Annotated in this window: 18 protein-coding genes and 5 riboswitches; of the genes, 1 reads left to right on the top strand and 17 read right to left on the bottom strand. The window is 50.0% G+C overall.

Translation table 11 applies throughout. The features are described 5' to 3' along the window. Position 1: 1 nt before the first annotated feature. The 3 genes from SATMO3_RS05610 to SATMO3_RS05600 all read right to left on the bottom strand — a co-directional run bounded on the left by SATMO3_RS05610 (position 2) and on the right by SATMO3_RS05600 (position 1,936). Positions 2–304, bottom strand: coding sequence for an STAS domain-containing protein (locus SATMO3_RS05610; protein ID WP_371378712.1), 303 nt, complete (start codon positions 302–304; stop codon positions 2–4). A gap of 16 nt (positions 305–320) precedes the next feature. Then, complete coding sequence (locus SATMO3_RS05605) at positions 321–725, bottom strand: ATP-binding protein (protein ID WP_371378709.1); 405 nt, start codon at positions 723–725, stop codon at positions 321–323. Between the two features lie 236 nt (positions 726–961). Beyond that, positions 962–1,936: a TIM barrel protein gene (locus SATMO3_RS05600; protein ID WP_371378706.1), complete on the bottom strand. Its 975-nt coding sequence runs from the start codon at positions 1,934–1,936 to the stop codon at positions 962–964. Between the two features lie 119 nt (positions 1,937–2,055). Between SATMO3_RS05600 and SATMO3_RS05595 the strand changes: the two genes are divergently transcribed. Further along, positions 2,056–3,744 (top strand): ABC transporter ATP-binding protein/permease, encoded by a 1,689-nt coding sequence (locus SATMO3_RS05595; RefSeq protein WP_371381673.1) that lies wholly within the window; start codon positions 2,056–2,058, stop codon positions 3,742–3,744. Between the two features lie 13 nt (positions 3,745–3,757). Here SATMO3_RS05595 and cobO read toward each other — a convergent pair whose 3' ends face one another. The 14 genes from cobO to SATMO3_RS05525 all read right to left on the bottom strand — a co-directional run bounded on the left by cobO (position 3,758) and on the right by SATMO3_RS05525 (position 21,757). Beyond that, the gene (gene cobO / locus SATMO3_RS05590; protein WP_371378703.1) at positions 3,758–4,291 is read right to left on the bottom strand and encodes a cob(I)yrinic acid a,c-diamide adenosyltransferase; all 534 of its coding nucleotides are present in this window, start codon (positions 4,289–4,291) and stop codon (positions 3,758–3,760) included. A 20-nt stretch (positions 4,292–4,311) separates the two neighbouring features. Next, on the bottom strand, positions 4,312–4,509 hold the full coding sequence (locus SATMO3_RS05585) for a hypothetical protein (RefSeq protein ID WP_371378699.1): 198 nt from the start codon (positions 4,507–4,509) through the stop codon (positions 4,312–4,314). A gap of 14 nt (positions 4,510–4,523) precedes the next feature. Further along, a complete protein-coding gene (locus tag SATMO3_RS05580) occupies positions 4,524–5,777 on the bottom strand; it encodes an ABC transporter ATP-binding protein (RefSeq protein WP_371378696.1) in 1,254 nt (417 codons plus the stop codon). Further along, entirely contained in the window at positions 5,774–6,817 is a 1,044-nt protein-coding gene (locus SATMO3_RS05575) for a FecCD family ABC transporter permease (RefSeq protein ID WP_371378692.1), read from the bottom strand. The genes SATMO3_RS05580 and SATMO3_RS05575 overlap by 4 nt, the downstream gene beginning before the upstream one ends. 59 nt (positions 6,818–6,876) lie before the next feature. Next, positions 6,877–8,166 (bottom strand): nitrogenase component 1, encoded by a 1,290-nt coding sequence (locus SATMO3_RS05570; protein WP_371378689.1) that lies wholly within the window; start codon positions 8,164–8,166, stop codon positions 6,877–6,879. Next, positions 8,159–9,463: a nitrogenase component 1 gene (locus tag SATMO3_RS05565; protein ID WP_371378686.1), complete on the bottom strand. Its 1,305-nt coding sequence runs from the start codon at positions 9,461–9,463 to the stop codon at positions 8,159–8,161. Before SATMO3_RS05565 ends, SATMO3_RS05570 begins: the two co-directional genes overlap by 8 nt. Further along, positions 9,450–10,265, bottom strand: coding sequence for an AAA family ATPase (locus SATMO3_RS05560; RefSeq protein ID WP_371378683.1), 816 nt, complete (start codon positions 10,263–10,265; stop codon positions 9,450–9,452). The genes SATMO3_RS05565 and SATMO3_RS05560 overlap by 14 nt, the downstream gene beginning before the upstream one ends. Positions 10,266–10,513: 248 nt before the next feature. Beyond that, positions 10,514–10,696: riboswitch (cobalamin riboswitch) on the bottom strand. Between the two features lie 328 nt (positions 10,697–11,024). Then, positions 11,025–11,208, bottom strand: a riboswitch (cobalamin riboswitch). A gap of 258 nt (positions 11,209–11,466) precedes the next feature. Continuing rightward, a complete protein-coding gene (locus SATMO3_RS05555) occupies positions 11,467–12,828 on the bottom strand; it encodes a hypothetical protein (protein ID WP_371378681.1) in 1,362 nt (453 codons plus the stop codon). Between the two features lie 141 nt (positions 12,829–12,969). Continuing rightward, on the bottom strand, positions 12,970–15,576 hold the full coding sequence (locus SATMO3_RS05550; protein WP_371378678.1) for a TonB-dependent receptor: 2,607 nt from the start codon (positions 15,574–15,576) through the stop codon (positions 12,970–12,972). 130 nt (positions 15,577–15,706) lie between these two features. Then, positions 15,707–15,891, bottom strand: a riboswitch (cobalamin riboswitch). 158 nt (positions 15,892–16,049) lie between these two features. Continuing rightward, positions 16,050–16,232, bottom strand: a riboswitch (cobalamin riboswitch). 38 nt (positions 16,233–16,270) lie between these two features. Beyond that, positions 16,271–17,080: a hypothetical protein gene (locus SATMO3_RS05545; RefSeq protein WP_371378676.1), complete on the bottom strand. Its 810-nt coding sequence runs from the start codon at positions 17,078–17,080 to the stop codon at positions 16,271–16,273. 33 nt (positions 17,081–17,113) lie between these two features. Continuing rightward, entirely contained in the window at positions 17,114–17,509 is a 396-nt protein-coding gene (locus SATMO3_RS05540) for a hypothetical protein (RefSeq protein ID WP_371378673.1), read from the bottom strand. A gap of 26 nt (positions 17,510–17,535) precedes the next feature. Continuing rightward, positions 17,536–18,570 carry a type II secretion system protein GspD gene (locus SATMO3_RS05535; RefSeq protein WP_371378670.1) on the bottom strand — a complete coding sequence of 345 codons (1,035 nt, stop codon included), beginning with the start codon at positions 18,568–18,570 and terminating at the stop codon, positions 17,536–17,538. Positions 18,571–18,777: 207 nt separating this feature from the next. Continuing rightward, a riboswitch (cobalamin riboswitch) is annotated at positions 18,778–18,960 on the bottom strand. Between the two features lie 206 nt (positions 18,961–19,166). Next, on the bottom strand, positions 19,167–19,688 hold the full coding sequence (locus SATMO3_RS05530; RefSeq protein ID WP_371378667.1) for a hypothetical protein: 522 nt from the start codon (positions 19,686–19,688) through the stop codon (positions 19,167–19,169). A gap of 143 nt (positions 19,689–19,831) precedes the next feature. Next, positions 19,832–21,757: a TonB-dependent receptor plug domain-containing protein gene (locus SATMO3_RS05525; RefSeq protein WP_371378664.1), complete on the bottom strand. Its 1,926-nt coding sequence runs from the start codon at positions 21,755–21,757 to the stop codon at positions 19,832–19,834. Positions 21,758–21,768: the final 11 nt, after the last annotated feature.

The following is a 21,768-nucleotide window of genomic DNA, read 5'->3' as shown; positions in this document are numbered from 1 at the left end:
GTTATTGCATACTAAATACTCTGTCGAGACGGGTTAGTTCAAACAATTCCTTGACAAATCCGTTTGCACCGCTAATAGCCAGACTGCCGTTGCTCTGCCGCGTCCTTTTATGTATGGAGACCAGTACACCAAGCCCGGAACTGTCAATATAGTCAACCTGCGCCATTCTAATTACAAAATGCTTTTGACCTTCTTCCATATACTTAATGAGCTTCTCCCGTAAGATCTCTGCCCCCTCAACATACATACCGCCTGACAAATCGACAATAACCTGGTTATTAACAATACTGCTGGTGATATTCATCTGTAATACTCTCCTTTCATACAACAACCCTGCGTTTGCTCTCAAGCGGTGATACCGCCACCTTTTTAATTAAAACGATTTCACTAGGCTGCGCATTATAATAGTACTGATCCACACATAATCCGATGATTTCAAGACCACGACCGCTTTCCCGCAGTTCATCCGGTTGTGCATTAGCCATTTTTGAAAAACCGCCGCCTTCATCGCGGACAATTATCCGGACCTCACCAGGAGAGCTGGTGATAGCCAGATATACTTTTTTGGCTTTGTCTTGTTTGTTGCCATGAAAAATGGCGTTATTTACCGCCTCGTTCACGGCGACAAACAGTGGCTCAACCCCTGTCACAAGCAGTTGGTTGAGTTTTTGCCGTACCGTTTCCCGCAGTTCAGAGAATTCCTCCACTGTAGAAAAACTAAACATATTGCACACCTCACGCATCAGATTGCGATGTATGAATGAAAAGGGGCATGAAACAACAGGAAGATTTTCATGCTGTAGCTTCATGCCACCATTATCCGCAATTATTTTCTAACATTAATTATTAATTAAAAGCTGTAACACCTGTATGATACCAGTATAACTTTGTAAACAAAAGACTGTCAACCCAATAAAAGCCAAATACTGCGTTATTTTCCTCTTATTTTACAAATGTAGACTCATATTGCCATTTCAGTTAAGTTAAGTGCCTGCCGCTGCGTATTGAGCTTTTGCTCCCAATCAGCCAGCGAGTTATACAGAAATTCATGTACAAGAAATTCGGGCTGCACATAGTCGACGATTTGCTGCGCCGCAGCAGTGTTAAACGGCCGATGCTCATCAATCTTAAGTACATGGTTCATAACCTCTTCCATGGTGTACTCTGCCTTGTGCGGCTTTGCCCTCTGGCTATGGCGCAGATATTTCCCCGATAGCGACTTATGCAAATGGATACCCCGGACAAAGTGGCGGTAATGGCCAAGCTTCTCCAAGGTCGCGAGAATGTATTCGGCCCCTTCAGCCTCGCTCTTTAGACCCGGGTTAGTATTCATCAGATGACCGGTGTCCAGCATAATCCCGCAATTATTGTGAGCCACATTGTTAAGAAGCAGGGCGGTCAATTCCTTATCCGTTAACGTTAATCCCGGCCACCATAAGTTTTCAAATAGCAGGGCGGTCTCCCGGGGAATATCCGGCGCCAGGGCATTGACTACCTCAATTGTGGCTTCAATGATTTCCCGGCTGGTCGCACTGAACTGCCAGCTGAATAATTCCGGTACCCGGACATGGCTGACATGAAAAACAAGATATTTTACCCCTGCCGCTGTGGCTGTCCGGATATTTTCCCGGTATATATCCAGCCAGTCCTCCCGGGCCGGGCCGCCGTAACAGGCATTAATCTCGTCCTGGCTGCCAAACTGCTGCAGCAAAGCCGCCTGGTCACCGCGCCAAAAATCCAGCCACCACGGCCAAAAACGCAGATGGCAGCCATGCAGCCACTCCCGTTTGTGAAGTTTATCATCCCAAGGTGCACAAAGCATCAGTTCCAAACCGTCCAGGTTATGTTGCTCTAAAAAGGAACTCAGTCGCGCCGGATTATTGGCAATAAGCTCATTATCGGTAACATAATTCGATAAATTTACAAGTTGTAGCATGACGAAATCCTCACATATTTATTTTTGTATATCCCGACTAACAGCAGCATATACATGCCATATCTTCCTTTCAAGCCACTTGATCTTCTTAATTGAGAGGAGAAGTAACTTTGATTAGAATGGCACTATCGTTTTGGTTATCGGCAGCGGCTCCAAAAGCGTGGCTGGGTAGCATCTTACTTATCCTGTGCACAGGCTTGCTTGTGTTTTTGCATATGCACCTCAACAACTGGCAGGTTGGTTTCTATAATCACCTGCAACAGCATAGCCAGTCTGGTTTTTACCATTCACTGCTGAATTTTGCTTCGATTTGTTCCGTTCTCGTCATAACCTCGGGTTGGCAGACACATTTTAAAATGTTATTACAGCTTCGCTGGCGCCAATGGCTTACAACTGAATTTATCGCCCTGTGGTTACATAATCAATCCTATTTTCATATGAGACTGGCGGCAAATGCCGCAGACAATCCGGACCAGCGTATCGGCGAAGATATTCAAATATTTGTCAGTCATTCCCTGGAGTTAACCTTAGGTTTATTGCGCCAGATGATAACACTTTGCTTATTTTCAGCAGTCCTGTGGCAGCTGTCAGGTGAAGTAACCGTCTCCCTCTTCGAGACTGAGATTATCTTTCCAGGATATTTAGTTTGGTTTGCACTGCTTTATTCCGTCATGGGAACATGGGCAACCATGCAAATTGGCCACCCGCTTATGCTGCAAAATAATGTCCAGCAAAGCAATGAAGCAAGCTTCCGGTATGGGCTCGTGAGAATCAAAGAATATGCAGAATGTATTGCCCTGTACAAAGGGGAAGCCTGGGAACAATGCAGCCTGTTAAAAAGTTTTTCAAATATCATTGGAACCTATCTCGCCATGATCAGAACAACAAGGAATGTAACTTGGCTTTCAACGGCATATGCACAGTTATCTACGGTATTTGCCTTCCTGATCGCATCGCCCAAATATTTCAATGATGAATTACAACTTGGTCAATTGTTCGAAATAGCAGGCGCTTATTGGTATGTTCACTCCGCGCTTTCCTATATTATTGATAGCTTTGGAAAGATCGCCCAGTGGCAAGCTGTAAAAAACCGGCTGGAAGAGTTCTATTTGCAGCTCATTAAAATACCGCAACGCGAATTTTCGGGCACCACCTTAACCTGTCCAAATAAACTGACAACCCAAGAGCTTTCTATAAAATCTCCTGATGGTCACACACTGGTAGACAAACTCACAACCGAAGTATCCGTTGGCGACAGCCTGCTCATCATCGGACCTTCCGGCTGTGGAAAAACTACTTTATTACAGACGCTGGCAGGTATCTGGCCCTACTTTGACGGACAGATATTTTTCCCGTCAGAAGCCGTTGTCCTGTTTCTTCCCCAGAAACCATATCTACCCATTGGCACATTGCGTCAGGCAGTGCTCTACCCGGTCAGGGATGGCCGGGTAGCCAAAGAAAAAGTGGCCGAAGTGCTGCATATGTGCAAACTGAGCGCACTCATTCCGTTTCTCGATACGGAGGCCGACTGGTCGAAAAGTCTCTCGCAAGGTGAACTCCAGCGTCTTTCTATTGCCCGGGCCATCGTACATCAGCCCAAATGGGTTTTCCTGGATGAAACCACCTCATGTATTGATACAACCACGGAAGCAGAAATGTATCAACTGCTGAAAAAAACACTCTCATCCTCATCCTTAATCAGCATTGGCCATAGAACCTCGCTCATGGCCTATCACCGCCGGGTACTCGAATTGGATGGCGCCGGCGGCTGGCGATTTCTGGAGCTAGGTCAACAGTATTCAAAATAAGCTTCTTACCAACTCAGTACTCAATACCTTTCTGCGCCTTTATACCTTGCTTAAGCGGGTGTTTAATTTCTTTCATCTCTGTAACCAGATCGGCCAGATCGATAATTTCCGGTTGCGCATCACGGCCGGTTAGTACAACATGTAAATTCTCGGGTTTGCCTTTTAGCAATTCGATTACTTGAGCTACCGGCACCAGGCCAAATTTTATGGCATAGTTGATCTCATCAAGGATAATCATATCCCAACTGCCGCTCATCATTTCCGTTCTGGCATCGGTTAAGGCCTCCTCCGCGGCAGCCTGATGGTCGCTTCTGGCATCGCCCTCGGCATTTCTTACAAAACCCTCACCCAGCTGACGTATTACAAAATCGGCTCCCATTCTTTCCGCGGCCATTAATTCGCCGTATTTCCAGTTCCCTTTAATAAATTGCAATACCAAAACTCTGAGGCCTTGCCCCCAGGCTCTCATTCCCAAACCTAACGCAGCGGTCGTTTTCCCTTTCCCGTTGCCTGTATTCACAATAATTAACCCTTTTGTCTCCGTCATTTTGTCATCTCCCCCTCTCTCTATATATGATTTTTAATGCACTGTTCCCGGAAGTAAGCCATTTGTTTGGCTTTAAAGCACCCTATCTGCGAATTTGCTGCAGCTGTGGGCTCTAACACGATTAGAACTAAAGCCGCCGGCAGAGACGTCTTTCCAGCTGCCCGCAGGTTGTCGCGGTTGCCGTCATATGGCCAATTATCCGGAGTATATTGTAGCATAATATTCACTCCTATTATATTATACCTTCGAAAAGCTGCTGCGCAAACTGATTTGAGCTCAAAACAGTTACCTGCGGCAGGCTAATTAAGTTACGGTACAACTGGGCTGCTTCTCCGCCGGTAAAATCCCGCTCTTCAACGGGCGTATCCTCAATCACAATAAGCTTTCTGGCAGCAAATGCGGCCTTAAGATTGGCCATATTTTGCTGACCGAAATAGAGATTGCACAATACCGTGATATCGGCCGCATGAATTTTTTCCTGATTTTCATTGCCATGCTCCTGACTAATCACGCAAAAAGGCGGGCCGACAATGGCTTTGACGCCAAAAGCTGCTGCCACATCGGCATCGGTATCGCCTTGTTGAAACACGCCGCCGCTTAGCGCAAACGATTTTTCATGCAGCAAACGCATAATTTTTCCGGCCGCCCCGCCACCGCCGATTATATGAACAGACCGCTGTCTGCCTAAAGTTCCGGCAGCCTCATAGGTATGAATATCCAGATTGCCTGTTACCTTATTGATAAAAACCGCAGAGTGCAGCCCATAGGCTCTTTCCAGGTTTTGCGCGGTAATAACGTCCTGAGGAGCCCCGTCGGCGACAACCGTTCCATTGGCCAGCAATATCAGCCGGGAACAAAACTTTGCAGCCAGCTTTATGTCATGAACAACAATCAGCACCGTTTTGCCTTGCTGGCACATGACCTGACAATAGCGGAATATCTCTTCCTGATATACCAGATCCAGACTGGCGGTAGGCTCATCGAGAAAAATAAGCGGTGTATCCTGAGCCAATACTTTGGCTAAAAGAATGCGCTGGCGTTCCCCGCCGGACACCTGCTGCACTGATTTTTCAGCCAAACTTTCAACGCCGGTAAACGCCATATATTTTCTGGCAATCGCAAAATCCTCGCTTTGTTCATTTTGCCACCATTTTAAGTATGGGTAACGTCCCGCCAAGACCATCTCCAGAGCGGTAAAACCGAAACCAATATTGACTTCCTGCTGCATATAGGCAATCATACGCGCCAGTTGTTTATCGCCCATATTGCCTATAGGCTGACCAAATACTCTGATGTCTCCGTCAGAGATTACCCCCATGTTGCGCAGGCCTTTGAGCAAAGTACTCTTCCCTGCGCCATTCGGACCAATGATACCGACAAATTCACCCGGCATGACTGAAAAAGAAATATCCTTTAATATAATTCTATCACTGAGGGTAACACCCACATTAGCGACAGACAAAACAGGCTGACCGGCTGTAGTCATAATAACCTGCCTCCCTTCTGCGCTTTACGCAACAGGTATAAAAAATATGGCGCGCCCAGTAAAGCTGTCATAATGCCCACACGGACTTCCGCCGGCGGGATTACCAGTCGACCCAGGGTGTCGCAGGCTACCAGGAACAGACCGCCTGCCAGAGCGCAGGCAGGCAGTAAGGTCCGGTGCTCCGGCCCGAACAGAAGACGCACAATATGGGGGACAACCAAACCCACAAAACCGATTGTGCCGCTGACACATACCGCAGTTGCAGTCGTCACTGCGGAAACGAACAATAACAGCAGCCGGAAAAATGCCACCGGCACCCCCACCGAACGCGCTTCCTGCTCGCCTAAAATTAAAATATTGAGATGTCTGGCCAACAGGAACAAAACAAGAATTCCGCTAAGTACAGGTCCGGCTGCCAGGTAGACATGCTCCCAGCGGCGGTAGTCCAGCCCCCCCACCATCCAGAATAAAAATTCCCGCAGACGGTACTCATTCATAAAAGTCAAAATCCCCGAAGTCAAGGCCCCCAGCAGCATACTGACGGCAACACCGGCCAGGAGAAGCACCATCACCGGAATTTTACCGTCACGCGTGGCCAAAGCAACTGTCAGGCCAACAGCGAGCAGTGCACCGGTCAAAGCAAAGAACGGCATATAAAAGATACCATAAGCCGTTACTCCCGTGGCAATTGCAATAACAGCGCCCAGGGCCGCGCCGCTGGACACCCCGATAATACCCGGATCAGCCAGCGAATTGCCAAATACCCCTTGCATCACAGCCCCCGATACCGCTAATGCGGCTCCCACCAAGACGCCTACCAGTGTCCTTGGCATACGGATATGCCAGATAACCGAAAGCTGTTCCTGGGAAATTCCGGTACCGTCAATTCCGGGAAAATGTAATTGCCTGCCGATAATGCTCAGTACAGTTGACGCAGGTACATGTATCTGCCCCCAAATAAGCGATGCCAAAATTGCTAAGAATAATAGCGCGCTCAAGCTTATAAAAAATAAAGTCTTATTTTGAACCCTTCCGCTCATATCATTCTGCCCTTCATAGTTAAGTTAGAATCTTTCTGCGGGAACGACCGGTATAACATTCACCTTAACCGCTGACTTTGGGTAATAAACCGGTTCCAGAGCCGTTCCAGCATATAGCATGAACCACGCAAGCCTATAAAAGGCTGATCGCTAAGAAAAACTTCATCATATACCGGCAGTGCGATATTCTGACAAACCACATCCAAAACCGCTTGTTGCTGCAAAATGGCTTTTTCATTGCTGCTGGCCAATAGCAGCCCTCCCTGTAAAGCTGCCAGCTCCTGTTCCATTAACTGACTGTCGGCGTGTTCGATAAAAGTATCAATACAATCCGGTACAGGATAACCCGGCTTACAGCCATAGGCCGCTACCGTCAGCAGGCGGGTGTCCAGCCACTCGGTACGAATAGCCGCCGCTAAAGCCAGCGCCGTTGATACCGGCGCGGCGATGAGTGTCTTTTCAAACCAAAGATCCCCCCAGATACGTTGCATCTCCAGTGTAGCCGTTTGGACCTTATGCTCCAAAAAGCCGACTTCCCGCTGCACCTCATCCAGGTTAACCCGCGCCAAAGACAAATACTCCACTATATATTGCAGCCAGGAAAACGACCCCTGTAAACCGTAAGGGAGCATTAGTGACACATACGGCATCCCGTACTGCTCCTGTAATAACTTGGCCAAATCCAGCCCTAATTCTTCATGCACGACAATATTAAGCGCCGCATCAGTCATGGCGGCTATTTCCCGGGTGCTGCTGCCTGCTCCCGGGCAGGCCAGCACCCTGCAGCCGGCCAGATGCAGCATGCGTTTTAGTTCAGCCACATCATTGGCTCCATTGTAATAACCGGTTGTACATCCCAGCAGATTGACGGTATTATGCTGCAAGCAGTTTTTGCGCTGGAGCGGCAGCTCGTTAAAATAAGCGCTGGCCGCCGCGCGGTAACCGGCACTAAAACCACCGGCAAGCCCGCCACTGTCAATACATACAACCGGGCACTTCATATCAGCCTGTCTGGCAATACCCGCAATATCATCACCGATCAGACTGACAGAACAGCTGTTTTCGACAAGAATAACAGACGGACAGGCCTGTTTGCGTATTATAGCCAACGTTTCCAGCAAACATTCCTCTGTCCCGTAAACAACAGCCTGATTGTCCGCCTGGGTGCAAAAGAACCGGGCGCCTACTGCCGGGGATTGCTTTTCCAGATAGCGGAGCGCATAATAATAGCACCATAGGGGACCGTTAGCCACTAATGCCGCATCGGGAATCCCGGCGAAAAATGCGGCTGCACCTGTGAGCGCACACGCATCGACCAGGGTACGCGTATCCTTCCATTGATTACACATACATGACCCCTCCCCGCCTTTCATGCCGCTCAGCCAGTTGTACCAGTTTTGTCATCAGTGTCATAATACCACCTACGCCTGCCAGCGGCAGTAACGGCAAAAACAACTGCTTTTTCCCGGTGTCGGCCAGTTCATGGGTAGTGACAATAATATCCGCCGTCTGCAGCAGGGCTTTGGCTTCCGCCTCGGCCTGCGCAAAACAGGGTATCGTGGCGTAGCCGGATAATTCCTGCCGTAAAGCCTGTGCTTGTTCCGCAGCAAGCATATCATCCAGTATAACAATTCCTGCTGCCTGTACCTCATATAATGCACATAACTCTAAGAACAAAGCAGGGTCAAAGTAATGCACAGGGCGGCCGATACATACCGCAATCCTGTTTCTTTTCAGCACCGTACTGCATTTGTCGACATGCAGCTTTAACCGCTGCAATTCCATCTCGATAACCATAGCGGCTTCTTCTTCCTGTTTTAAAAACCTGCCAAGATCTGTTAACCACCCGACTGTCGCCTGCCACCCCGCGGGATAATCACTATCAAAAAGAGGAACATCAAGCGTGGCTTCCAGGTCAAGTCCCAGTTTGCGAATCCAGGGATAAGACTGTCTCGTACCGCTAAGCGGCACCGTCATTACGGTAAATGGCACGCGTCTGATATCTTCCAGGGACGCAAAAGCCGGAAAATGGCAATATACCTTCAAGCCGAAATACCCCAGCAACCGCTTAATCTCCTGCACATCCGCCCCGTTCGGCCCCCCGCGGTCTCCCAGCAAAGTGACCATATTGACTAATTTGGGTTGCTTAACCATAAACCGCTCAGCCAATACCTTACCGGCGTGATAAAAGCCGGTGTAATAATCTCCATCCAGATAACCATAGCAGGGCACCGACATGACAGGTATACCCCAAGCCTGCTCGGCTTCACCGGCCACGGCGGCGGTATCGTCGCCAATGACACCGGCGACGCAGGAATTGGCGATAAGAATATACTTAGGCTTGTATTCCGCGGCAACATAGTCAATACATTCTCTCAGCAGGCCGGCGCCGCCAAAAATGGAATGCTCCTCCTGCAAGCCGCTAATTACTAATGGCGCCGAATATTGCCCGGCGCAAAATTGCTGCTGGGCCAGTGAGCGGAAATGCATCCCCAGTTCCATTTCCCGGCCAATATGGCCACATGCTTTGGGACTATGATAAATAACCACAGCCCCTTCATTATGAGCTGCCGCCCGCCAGACTCCCGGCATAGTGCAGCTATATCCCCGTTTGCGGACCGGTGTTGCCCGTTTATTCATCACCATAAGCTAACACCAACTCCTCTAATTCAGAAAATGCCAGGGGGGTAGGTACAGAAAGCACCGGATCATTACAAATGACGGCGGCTAACTGCCGGTACACAGTCGCCTGCTGAGAATCGGCTGCAAATTCGATTACTGTCTGACGGTGTATCTCAGCCTTATTAACAATGCGGTCCCGGGGAATATAAGCGATCAGAGAGGTGTTGAGCCTTTGAGCAAATTCCGCAAGCAAAGCCTGTTCATTAGCGATCCCCCGGCTATTGCCGATAATGCCGCCCAGCCGTACAGGTCCCCGTGCGGCATACCGCGCAATTCCCTTGGCAATATTATTGGCGGCATACAGTGACATCAGTTCGCCGGAAGAAACGATATAGATGTCGGTCGCATAGCCTTCCCTGATGGGGACGGCAAAACCGCCGCATACCACATCACCCAGCACATCATACAGAATGACGGCATCCTCCGGCAAAGCCCGCAAGGCTTTCAACTTTTCCAGAGCCACAATAATGCCGCGGCCGGCGCAGCCTACTCCCGGTTCAGGGCCGCCGGCTTCAACACAATGCACTCCGCCGAAACCACGCTGGACAATTTGTTCTGTTTTAACCTCTTCCCCATATTTCTTAACCATATCCAAGACAGTTTGGGAACAAACCCGTCCCAGCAAAAGACGGGTCGAATCATTCTTGGGATCGCACCCAATCTGGCAGACCTGATAACCGCTTTCCGCCCAGGCCGCCGAAACATTCGCCGCTGTCGTAGATTTTCCAATACCGCCTTTGCCGTAGAAGGCAATCTTTTTCTGCATATCCCTTTACCTCTCGTATTAAGCTTTGCACACTAAAGTATTATCCCGCTCAGAAGAAGGAGTAAAAAAGCAACATAACTGCAATAAGAACCTCCCGACTACAGTGTAATCGGGAGGTTCTCTTCATGTACCAAAATAAAAACTCCTGGTTTATCACCAGGAGTTTAATTTAGCAAACCAGCAACTCACTTGGAAAACCCTAAGTCAGTCGGTGAAGCTGTAATCTCCTCCCCATCACTCGTGGGTTGAACGGCGATCTTTAGACAGGCAGTTCTCCTGGCTCTGGTTCATAGCTTGCCCAAACCTTCCCAGGACTCCTGTCCCAGTGGTATAACTTGAGTTCGCTCCCCATTACAGTGGCGGGACCGCGCCGGACTTCAACCGGTCTTCCCTATTAAGCCCCAAAGGGCACCTGCTATATTATGAAATTGTGCATAATATTACAATCAACTTATCACCATTTACCTCTTTTGTCAATATATCTATACCCATGGCAGCATTCAAAATCATTTTAGTACAACCCCGGAGAAAAGAGCGGGGGCATATAGCCCCGCAAACATAAAGGAGGATAGAAAAAGAATGTATAAGAAACTCCCACCTGTCATAAACAGGTGGGAGAATTCTCCGGCACAAAGGCACAAAGCAAATAGAAACTCCTGGTCTATGACCAGGAGAAAATTTGACATTGAACACAACTCGCCCGAATACTTCCAGGCCAGCAGGTGCAACCGAAATCTCCTCCCCATCACTCGTGGGTCAAACGGCGATCTTTAGACAGGCAGTTCTCCTGGCTCTGGATCATAGCTTACCCAAACCTTCCCAGGACTCTTATCCCAGTGGTATAACTTTGAGTTCACTCCCCATTACAGTGGCGGGACCGCGCCGGACTTCAACCGGTCTTCCCTATTAAGCCCCAAAGGGCACCTGCTTCATTATATTATATTTTCGTTTAAATTTTATCATTTATTACCTATCTTGTCAATATATTCAGTGTTTTAACAACTTCTAAAAGTCCCTCTGTTTTGGCAGAAGAAAAGACCTGGCAGCTTGCTTCCCACTGCCAGCTGCCGGGTCTTTTCTATAGCTTGCTAAACATGGCCGGCAAATCATTCCTGCCGGGGAACGGCCCGCAGGCACCTGCCGGTCCGGCTCCGCTGCATACTGCAAGGCGCAGCAATTAATCCTGGGCGGTGAATACTGCTTAGTTGAAGCTCAGGACTCTCTTACCGTTGATAGTTTTCAGTCCTTTGTACTGCTCGGCAGCTTTGCGGGCCTGCTGCGCCAGGATAGAGTGCGAGGCGAAGGACTTGGCCACGCCGGTGCTGAGCTTGGCACTGAGCGTCGAAGTCTGATCCGGGGCAAGAATAATCGCCGAGTTCAGGTTGCCGCCGGTGTAGCCCAACTGGCTGGCGGTGAAGGATTTAGTAGCTGCATCGCTGGTACTGGTGGGCAGGCCGGGGAAGATGTCAATCTGATTGCCTTTGACAAACCAGAACCGGTTGCTGTCGGCATAGATGCCCCAGAGATAGCCGGCCGAGTTCACGTCACTGACTTTGGTCCAGGCTGCAGGCGAATTGAGATTGGCCACGCTGGTGCGGTACACGCCGCCCACCATGTTGGCAAAAGATGTATCATAGTTGCCCAGGAATACATAGGCAGTGTTGGCGTCAACGATGGTAATGTCGCGGAAATCGCCGCCCATGGAAGCTGTCTTGGCAACGGGAGTACTGGTGAAGGTAGCCAGGTCGATGATATCCAGACGGGTGTCGGCATTGGCGCTGCCGGCGTTCTGCATGCCGCCCAGGGCGCAGACATACAGCTTGTTGTTAAAATGGTCAAGAGTGAAGGCGTTTTTGCCGACTTTCAAATAGCCGGCATAACTCAAAGCACCCGTAGAGACGTTAATGTCGAACTTCACAACAATACTGTCGGAATACACCGAATAGCCGCCGCTCGGATTGACGGTAAACAGCGCATATAAATTGTTGTCGACAACCGTTAAGCCTTCACCATGGACCGAGGCACCGGCTGGTACGTCTGATGTGGGAATACTCCAGGTTGTCGGGAATTGGTAGTTATATGGTGTTTGTGTATAGCTACTATCCATGTTCACAACAGCAATCTTTGCCAAATCATAACCGGTGGCATACAGCCATTTTCCTTTGGTAGCCACCGCGTGCAGGTTGCGTACGTTACTCCAGGTTGGCGTTGCCAGAGACGTCCATGTGGAAGCAACCGGGTCAATGATTTTATTTGCTATCAAAGTTGCCGGAGCGCTCACATTATACTGGCGCAGCACCAGGCGGCTCTCCGTACCCTGGAAGTAGTTGAACAGTGCCGGGTCGCTGTTTAAACCGGTGACCTTGCTGCTGGACGTAAAGGTGGTTGGATTGCCTGTCCGCTCGCCGCTGATGGCGCCGGCCAGACCTTGTGAATAGCTGGAATCAACCACCGTGTAGCCGAATAAGTTTTCCGTAGCGGCCAGCGCGGCTGAGCTGCCAAGCACGCTCAGTGTCAGGGCTGTCGCGATAACGCGCTTAAGAAAATGGAATTTCATCTTCATTACTCATAACCTCACTTTTCTAATGTTTTCTGTGGGAAAACCCAGAATCACCATCAGTTCTTGCCTGATGTCACCTCCTTTACTGCCAGACTGGAGTCACCTGCCGTGTGTGGCCTCACCTCCCTTACTGCTTGCCGTCATTTAATATCTGTACTGCAGGGTCATATAATAGGTACGGCCTTGCAGCGGATATTCGAGCAAACTGCTAGTACCGATAGCACTGTTAGCATCATAGTCTCGCGTAATCCTCATCTCCGGCCCTTTGTCAAAAAGGTCATTTACGCCGGCGATGATTTGGCAGTCTTTATTAATGTTATATTTTGCTCCCAGACCAACGGTTGTCAGGGAGGTTTGCCCATAGGGCTTATCATTTTCACCTATACCGGTAACCATCTCATCAATATATTTTACTTCGCCGAAAATAGCCAACCGGTTGTCCGGGCGGTAGGTCAGCCGCGCCGAGCCTTCCCATTCCGGCGTATAAAACTGCGGATAATTGAAATAAATCTCGCCGGTTGCGGAGTTAGGCGCATTATACTTGGTCTGCTGCTTGGTATGCAGGTAGGTGCCTGCCAGGCTCATATCCCATTTGTCCCAGTTGAAATCAGTCTGTAATTCCACACCGTTGGCCTGCCCCTTGCGCGCATTGGTATAAGACCAATAATTATAGCCGAAGCGGTAGAGCTGGAGCATATTCTTGGAATCGCGGCCAAAGTAGGTCAATTGCACCTTGGAGGAATTGGCGCCCAGCAGCCTGCCGTCCCAGATGGCCGCCAAGTCCCACTGGGTCCCTTCCTCGGGTACCGGGAATATGCTTTGACCGGCATACCTGGGGTCGTTATAAGCATTAGGCCGGGGCAGAATGCCGGCGCCGTCGCCGGCAATCTCATACAGGTTGAGCAGCCGGTAGTAGGTGCCGTAGGTAGAGCGCAGGGTCAGATGATCGTCCACCTGCTTTTTCAGTGCCACCTGCCAGGTGACCTTGTCATTGACCTGGGAATCCTCCTGATCGACCCATTTATTTAAATCGGATTTTCCCAGCGCCCTGCCCATGACCTTGGAATAATTGTAGCGAATACTGGGAGTCAGCCAGAGGTCGGCGGCCTGGTTGAGGGTAATGGTATCCTGCAATTGGAGATTGAACAGCGTATGTTCATAATAGGTCCGAAACCGCTCGCGATTGGTAAGACTGGGTTCAAAGTCATATTTGTCCATCCGGCTGCCGTTAACATCCATTTTCTCCCTCGACCAGTTGGCCAGGAACTCGAGCAGATGGTTGTCACCGGCCTTATAGGTGCCGTCAATGGCTCCGCCCAGCCGCCGGGAGTCGTAAGCGCTCCATTCTTCAAATACTGCAGGCATTTTGCCAAACTTCTGATAGTCCGGATTGCGGTAACGCTTATCCTGGTCAAGATAGTTAAGCTGCCAGCCCCATTCCAGATTGCCGGTCATATCCCGCCGGCCTACCATCAGCTCCTTGGTGGTCAGTTCCTGCCGCTTCCGCTCGAATTGGTCTGGCAGATCCACTATTGTGCTTAATGCTGGATCCACATCTACTTTTCGGGGCATCCCGCGGTCAATTTTCTTCCAGCTGCCCTTGACCAGCCAGTGGTCGTCCTGCCATTTGATAATAGCGTCAGTGTTTTTGTAGTCGTTATTCTTCCGCCAGCGGGTGTTGTCGTTGGAAAGCTCGGACATTCGTTTTCGTACATCTGCGGTCCCACTGTCAAACATACTTCTTTCATCATCCAGTGCTTGCTTTACCACATCATTATATTTTTGTTCGGTCCAACCACGAGCGCTTATCATAGCTTCTTTGGTTGAAAAACCCCAAGATTTATAATAATTATCAAGCGCAGCATTTAAGTACTGATTGTATTTAGCCGGATTATCGAATGCCGCATAAATGTCCTCTGCAGTAGAAAAATTGGGATTAGTTCCGATATAACCCTCAAGATTGAAATTGATAAAATCAATTGCAAGGTTCAATTCTGCTTGCAACCCCGGCATATCTCTTGCATAGACTTCTTTAGAGTAAGGATTCTCATACCGGAAATCCCCGTCGCTCTCATCACGGTTAATGCCGATCAGCAGGCTGCCGCTCCCTAAAGGCTGGGTGATCTCCAGGCCGGCGGTGGTGCCGCCCCAGGAGCTTTTGCCGATTTGGGCCGAGATGTTGGCTTTGTCCGGCTTCTTGGTAACGATGTTGATGACGCCGCCCATATAGGTGCCGCCAAACCTAGCCGGAATATAGCCGCGGTAGACTTCGATCCGCTCGACATTGTTGATGGGAATTGTCGAGATATCGACAGCCGCATCCCCGCCCAAGTTAGTGAGCACGCCATCCACAAACACGCCCACCTGGGCCGCCGTGCTGCCCCGGACGCTGACGGTGGTATACTGGCCCTTGCCTGACACATAGCGGACATGGACGCCAGGCACGTCCTGCAGCAATTCGGGCAGGGTTTTCTGCTCGCCCTTGTAATCATCAGGCCGGATAACTGTCACCGTGCCCGGGGACAGCTTGGACTCCCAATTCGGGCGCTTGGCTTCGACAGTGATGGCCTCCAGGCTGTAGTCCGGCGTTGCGCCGGCGTCGGTCGCCGCAGTTTCCTCTGTTGCCTGCGACGCTTCGCTGCCGGTCCCGGCCGCATAGCCGATACCGCCGTAAGCCGGCGACAGGCTTAAAGCCAGTGTACAGGCGATACTCATCGCCAAAGCTTTTTTTTGTAGTCTTCGTTGTTTCATTCCTTGACCTCTCCTCTTCCACCTTAGAAACCTCAGTAATTTCTGAAGATACTAGCTGAATCAACCTGCTTTCTCCCTTACCCTCCTCTCGTCACTGACTCGCTAATCCTCTCCCTGTCGCTCGCAGGTCAACGAAGATTGTCCTACAGGCAGTTCTCCTGACTCCAGTTCATCACCGGCCCGGCCTTCCCGGAATGTTTGTCTTCCAGTGGCGTATCAGGACCGGCTCCGTGTTACAGTGGCGGGACCGCGCCGGTTTTTCACCGGTCTTCTCTATTAAACCCTTATTAGGGCACCTGTACTTAAAACTGTCTTACAAATGAAAAATGGATTTCTCCTCTAGTCAACCCGCCAAGCGGCTGCATGCTGACTATAGGAGAAATCCATCTGCCCGGAACTTATGACAGTAAACATACTGCCACAATCCTATGATCCGGAATGGTCAATAATCCCCTACCTATCGCTCGCAGGTCAACGGTGATCGTTGTACAGGCAGTTCTCCTGGCTTTGGCTCATCACTCCCCCAAACCTTCCCAAGACATTTGTCTCAGTGGCATCATATGGGGGTGCTCCTCATTACAGTGGCGGGACCGCGCCGGCTTTTAACCGAACTTCCCTATTAAGCCCCTAAGGGCACCTGTACCTGGCAATATTCAGTTGTCCGGCTATATTTTTCTCTCAGCCGGTTCTTCGTTTATCTACCGGCTTGGTACGGATTGCTAAGATATTGGCACGCTTTTACCGGTCTGCCCCGGAAATACTGTATGAGTTCGCCCGGGGTCGCCAGCCAGTTGAGCCGGTGGTATTCCCAAAGCCAGGGCGCGGTTACCTTGATAGCGTTAAAGCTGTCGAAATATCCCCAGCGGGCAAATACCCGCCCCGAACCGATATCCTGGCGCTGCTCCCACAACTGCGTTAAGGGAACCAGGCGGTAGCCGGCAGGCCCGCCTCCGGCCGCCGCATACAGGGCAGTCGCCGGCAAGGCCCGGCGGCTCTTGCCGAGGGCGGTAATCTCATGGCTTGCGGTCCGGATTTTCACTACCGGATGTCTGCCTTCCAGCCGGACCCGGGAACCGGACCATTTCTGCCACTGGTGATTGCTGTAGGTTACCAGCATGTCCAGCCGCCCGGCGCCGTCAGGCGTTTTGCTTACGGCGGCCAGCACGCCGGTCAGGTCATGCTCATGCCCGCCGCCGGCATGTCTGGGATAGTATTGATAATAGCCGATAAAATAATGGGTGTCACTTTCCACGACCGAGTAGTACATAGCCTGGTCCAACGGGTAGAACAGCAGGTTATACCAGTTGTTATTAAGCCGCCAGTCGCGGTCATAGTTGATCAAAGTAAATATATTCTGCGGTGCGGCCAGGCCGTCGCTGCCATCTGTCTGGCAGATGACCGGCGCCCACCGGGCGGCCATGTCGACCGGCTGGGCGGCCGCCGCCGGCAGCGGGTACAACAGGCATATATACAAGAGCACCAGACAGCTTATGCTTCTTTTCATTTGCTTCTCCTTTACAGTTGCAAAACGGAAACTTTACTTCCGGTTGTATAGCGTTACTTCGTCAATCGCATAAACCTCCAGATTCCAGGTCCCGCCCCTGGGCGGCGACTGGACAAGAACCCCCTGTCCCACAAAAGCAATCAGGTTGCCTGTGGCCAAAGCGGTTTCCAGCAGGCTTTGCAGCCTTGTTTCGGCCGTTCTGACCACTACGCTTTTGCCGGGAGTATCACGGAGTTCCACCACCGCATAGCAGCTATTGGAAAGAGCATAACAATTTATAAGACTGACATGACCAAATAACTGAACGTTTGGCGGCATTAGGACCACGCCGGAAACCGGCGGTACGGCAGTGGCAGCCTGGCCGGCCGCCAGCATGGGGGTGGTTAAAAGCAGCAACGCCAGTGAAACTGCCCGCAATAATTTGCTCATGATTTATATACCTCCTGAGTATATATTTACTCAATTATCTTGGGTGTCAGCATGATGACCAGCTCGGTCTCGGTGATCTGCTTGGAAGTGGAGTGAAACAGCCCCCCCACAAGCGGCAGCTGCCCCAGTATGGGTACTTTGAAGGTGTCCCGGGTTTCCTGTCGCTGAATCAGACCGCCCAGCACAATGGTCACACCGCTTTTAACCCTGAGGGTGGCATCGGCCTGCCGGGTCCGGATATTGGGATTGCCGTTCTTCGTGGTGTCGGTCTTGTTGCTTACTTCCGGCTGAATCCGGGTAGTAATGTATCCGTCTTTATTTACCGCCGGCGTTACCTCCAGCTTAATGCCGACATCCACGTAAACTACCGAGATGATGGGAATACTGCCGGTCGTAGGCTGGGAGCTCTCCACAGCCAGCTTGTCGCCGATCAGGATTTTCGCCGTTACGCCGTCCAGAGTCGCGACCCGCGGACTGGCCAGCAGCCGGCCTTTTTTATTTTCAATCAGGCGGTTGACAACCCCCTGGAGATTAACGCCGTATTTCCCCGTGCCAATCCGGTATGGCAGGTCGTCACTTACCGGCGCAGACGGCAGTTTAGTCGAGGCTCCCCAGTCGACACCGAGGTTGGTCGAATCATCGCGGTTAAGCTCAATAACCTGCACTTCGAACATGACCTGCTTGGGCGGTGTGTCGATCTTGGTCAGCAAATAGTGAATCTGGTCATACACATCCGGGCTACTCATGATCACCAGGGTATTTCGCAGCGGGTCGGTTTTAATCTGGTCTTCAGGCACCACTGCGCTAAGCAGGGGCTTAGCCTGATCGACCTTTAAATAGTCCAACTGTACAACCAGGGGATGTTGCCCATAGGAATCAGGCTGGCTGACTGGCTCAGCCGCCGGTAAAATTTCGCCATCAGCCACAGGCTGCGGATTTACCGGCCTGTCCCCCGGAGATTCAAGCCCTGCCGGGGAAGCCGAGGCAAACCCGGGCAACACAATGAGCAGCAAAGTTAGCAGTACAAAAGAAATGAGCTGACGCCAGCGGTAACAGGCCACGGATATTCACCGACTTTCAAGTATTGCATGTTGTTCATAAGCATATCACCTGCTCTGTATTCGCGCTCTTACCTCAATAGTTAAATAAAAAGAAGCCTCCCGCGACGCAAAACGACATGCGGGGAGGCTTCTTGACTTATTTCGGGCAAACAGCTGCCTGAATAAAATGCCAAAATACGCAAATCCCCTTCCCATCGCTCGCAGGTCAACGGTGATTGTTGTACAGGCAGTTCTCCTGGCTTAGGATCATAGCTCCTCCAAACCTTCCCAAGACGATATGTCTCAGTGGCATTTCTTGGATTCACTCCCCATTACAGTGGCGGGACCGCACCGGCCTTGAACCGGTTTCTCTATTATGTCCTTGTGGACACCTGCACCATTGGTTTATTTAGTTTTTCGTTATTTCCTTGTTTAATTTTTGTTTAGTAACTAAATCTTACCACAAGTGGTTAATTTTGTCGAAAGTTTTTCTTCTGCCAAATTCGACATATTTCTTCTAGCGGTAATCAAACGCTTCAAAACAAAGAAGCGCGCCACTGTGCGTTTTTTCAAAAACGCCTTGCGACACGCCCCACATAGTACCGGACCGGTATTGTTTAATTATTTCTTAGATAATTTTTGGCGATATCATACATGGAATCAGCTAAGGTCTTTACAGGTACAGGCGCAAATTTTTCCGCAGGCTGACGCTCTTCCAGCAGTCTTCCTTGCTCACTGAATACCTTTGCCCCGATAACTGCATACATTTTTTGCCTGATCTGAAAGGCCATCTCTATTTCAATGTAAGCAACCTTATCGTCTGCAGTTAGTTTTTCTTTGTACTTTTCATTTAAATTGTCGCTAACTTTCGGATCGGTAAAAGTGGTTTTAGTCAAAACCCGTACTACATTTTTATCTGCTTCGTCAGAACGCAGCGATTTCGGGTCAAACTCATATATGGCAATATCATTGGCAAACACCGGATACCAGCGTGCTTTTTCTATTTCCTGTTCGGTCGGTTTGGGCCGGACACTGATCTCCCAGTCCAATGGCGCAGCTGCGGACGGCTCCGCGGCCTGTACGGCAATGCCTGTAAGCAGCCAGCAACACAAAGCAAACAGCAGTATTCTTTTCTTCATGTTTTGCTCCTTTCACTTTTCTTAGGTTTTATATCATCCAACCATATCCTGGCAAAACCTGGGCCAATAACCGCCAACACCGGGTTGGAGGTTATTGCATGGATCAGACAACCTCATGCCGCCGATTGCCCTGGACAGTGTTTCTAAAAAGAATAATTAATGCCGAACTGATAATTGCGGGCTTCCATAGGATATGCGCCCAGGTAGGAATCTCCATATAACTCATAAGCCCGGTTAGTCAGGTTTTTGCCTTTGAAATAAGCACGGGTATTCTTGTCGACGGAATAATTGACTGAAAGATCCATAATCCAATAGCGGCTGGAACTAAACTTTTGAGTGCTGCGTCCGCTTGCGCCCGTCCCGTCAAGGTCAACGCTCCACTTGTCCTGTGTATATCTGATGCCCAGCCGGTAACCGTTTGGCTGTGAATTATCCGTGTCAAGCGTATAAGCGGAATCGGTCTTTTCCTTCGTTTCCACTTTTAGATAGGAATAACCCGTTTTGACAGCCCAGGCCGGAGAAAGATTACGCCGTAGTTCTACATCAAATCCTTGTTTTTTTGCCTCATTGATATTGGAAGGCGTCCACACGCCAGTGGCATTATCCCAGTCAATCGCATCCTTTAACCTGCTTTGGAAATAACTAGCTTTCAGGCTGGTTTTGGCATCCAGTTTTTTATTGATGCCTAACGTTGTCGTATATCCGGTTTCTGGTTTTAAATCCGGATTGCCGACCATATAGCCGCCATATTGTGAAGGCCAATACAAATCATCTGTAGTAGGGGCGTTAAACACCTTGCCCCAGGAAAGATACATGTCTGTATTCTTGTCCATCTGGTAATTCAAGGAAGCCCGCGGCGTCGTTTTTGAGCCGAACATGTTGTAGTGGTCATAGCGCACTCCTGGCGTAAAGACCCATTTATCGTCGATCTGCAGCTGGTCTTCCAGATAAAACGCCTTATTGGTGATTTTCTTATTGTCGTAGAAGCCGGGATATTGCACTTTTACGTCCCGCCATTCGACGCCGCCGGTTAGCAGATTTCGTTCATTCAGCCGCCAGCCATCTTGCCAGGAAATACCCAACTCCTTATTATTATACATGCCGTCGCTCGACCCGGAAGCTTGAAAATTATATTTGTAATAATTCTGATATATCCGCAGGTCAGCTGGTACCTCAGCATTTCTCTTCATATGATAGGTTAAATCCCAGGTATTGGTCAGCGTATCCAGATAGGCGGTTTCATTGTGATTATAATATCCGGGAACTCCGCCAGGCTGTCCCTTATGGTCGTCGGCATGCCCGGCGCTGAAAGTCAGCGACGTGTCGTCCGTCAACTGTTTATCAAGCCGTAACGTCAGGTGCTTCTGGTCATAGGCGCTATTGGGCATATCTTTTACCGTTCCGGTCTTAAAATCCTTATAAGAATAGTAATCCTGCTCTCGTTTTCCGCCTGATAAAAACCAGCTCCAATCGTTGTCGCTGCCCTCTGTCGTGAAATCATAAGTGCGCATCCCCCAGGAGCCTGTTCCCATTTTAACGGAGGACTGCGTTTTCTCACCCTTACGGGTGATGATATTAATTACACCACCTACTGCATCCGAGCCATATAAAGCCGATGCCGCTCCTTTCACAATTTCAATGCGCTCAATATTGCCAAGGGCCGGAAAACTGTTTAAATCGTAAGTGGAACGGGTGCTTGACCCGGCCAGCTTACCTAAATTTGCTCTGCGGCCGTCCACCAGAATCGCAACCCGTTCGTCACCATTCAGCCAGATATACTCCTCGCCTCCGGGAAACCCCTGCTGCGACACAACAACTCCGTCTGCATGCTTTAAAACATCGGTCAGGCTGGTATAATTTCCCCGTTCTATTTCCTCTCGGGTAATCACGGTTACATTGGCCGCAGCTTCAGATACTTTCGTCGGGACCCGGTTGGCGGTTACCACCAACTGGTCCAAAGAAAACTCTTCCTGTTCCTGGGCAAAGACAGGCGGTGTTATCAGCATTGTAGAGGCCACTACAGCCCCCAGCCAACACAAACTGCGTTTCTTTCTTTTACTTTGTTTCACTCAAGCCACGC

Origin of the sequence: Sporomusa aerivorans (assembly GCF_041428895.1) — a bacterium.
In the GTDB taxonomy this organism is placed as follows: Bacteria; Bacillota; Negativicutes; order Sporomusales; family Sporomusaceae; genus Sporomusa; species Sporomusa aerivorans.
The sequence above is the reverse complement of the archived record's forward strand: the minus strand, read 5'-3'. Positions and strand labels throughout refer to the sequence as shown.

Coding starts and splice junctions, on each gene's coding strand:
- SATMO3_RS05560 (WP_371378683.1), bottom strand. CDS start 10,265: ATGCAGAAAAAGATTGCCTTCTACGGCAAAGGCGGTATTGGAAAATCT.
- SATMO3_RS05540 (WP_371378673.1), bottom strand. CDS start 17,509: ATGAGCAAATTATTGCGGGCAGTTTCACTGGCGTTGCTGCTTTTAACC.
- SATMO3_RS05600 (WP_371378706.1), bottom strand. CDS start 1,936: ATGCTACAACTTGTAAATTTATCGAATTATGTTACCGATAATGAGCTT.
- cobO (WP_371378703.1), bottom strand. CDS start 4,291: ATGACGGAGACAAAAGGGTTAATTATTGTGAATACAGGCAACGGGAAA.
- SATMO3_RS05545 (WP_371378676.1), bottom strand. CDS start 17,080: ATGAAAAGAAGCATAAGCTGTCTGGTGCTCTTGTATATATGCCTGTTG.
- SATMO3_RS05530 (WP_371378667.1), bottom strand. CDS start 19,688: ATGAAGAAAAGAATACTGCTGTTTGCTTTGTGTTGCTGGCTGCTTACA.
- SATMO3_RS05595 (WP_371381673.1), top strand. CDS start 2,056: ATGGCACTATCGTTTTGGTTATCGGCAGCGGCTCCAAAAGCGTGGCTG.
- SATMO3_RS05550 (WP_371378678.1), bottom strand. CDS start 15,576: ATGAAACAACGAAGACTACAAAAAAAAGCTTTGGCGATGAGTATCGCC.
- SATMO3_RS05565 (WP_371378686.1), bottom strand. CDS start 9,463: ATGGTGATGAATAAACGGGCAACACCGGTCCGCAAACGGGGATATAGC.
- SATMO3_RS05570 (WP_371378689.1), bottom strand. CDS start 8,166: ATGTGTAATCAATGGAAGGATACGCGTACCCTGGTCGATGCGTGTGCG.
- SATMO3_RS05555 (WP_371378681.1), bottom strand. CDS start 12,828: ATGAAGATGAAATTCCATTTTCTTAAGCGCGTTATCGCGACAGCCCTG.
- SATMO3_RS05610 (WP_371378712.1), bottom strand. CDS start 304: ATGAATATCACCAGCAGTATTGTTAATAACCAGGTTATTGTCGATTTG.
- SATMO3_RS05605 (WP_371378709.1), bottom strand. CDS start 725: ATGTTTAGTTTTTCTACAGTGGAGGAATTCTCTGAACTGCGGGAAACG.
- SATMO3_RS05575 (WP_371378692.1), bottom strand. CDS start 6,817: ATGAGCGGAAGGGTTCAAAATAAGACTTTATTTTTTATAAGCTTGAGC.
- SATMO3_RS05585 (WP_371378699.1), bottom strand. CDS start 4,509: ATGCTACAATATACTCCGGATAATTGGCCATATGACGGCAACCGCGAC.
- SATMO3_RS05580 (WP_371378696.1), bottom strand. CDS start 5,777: ATGACTACAGCCGGTCAGCCTGTTTTGTCTGTCGCTAATGTGGGTGTT.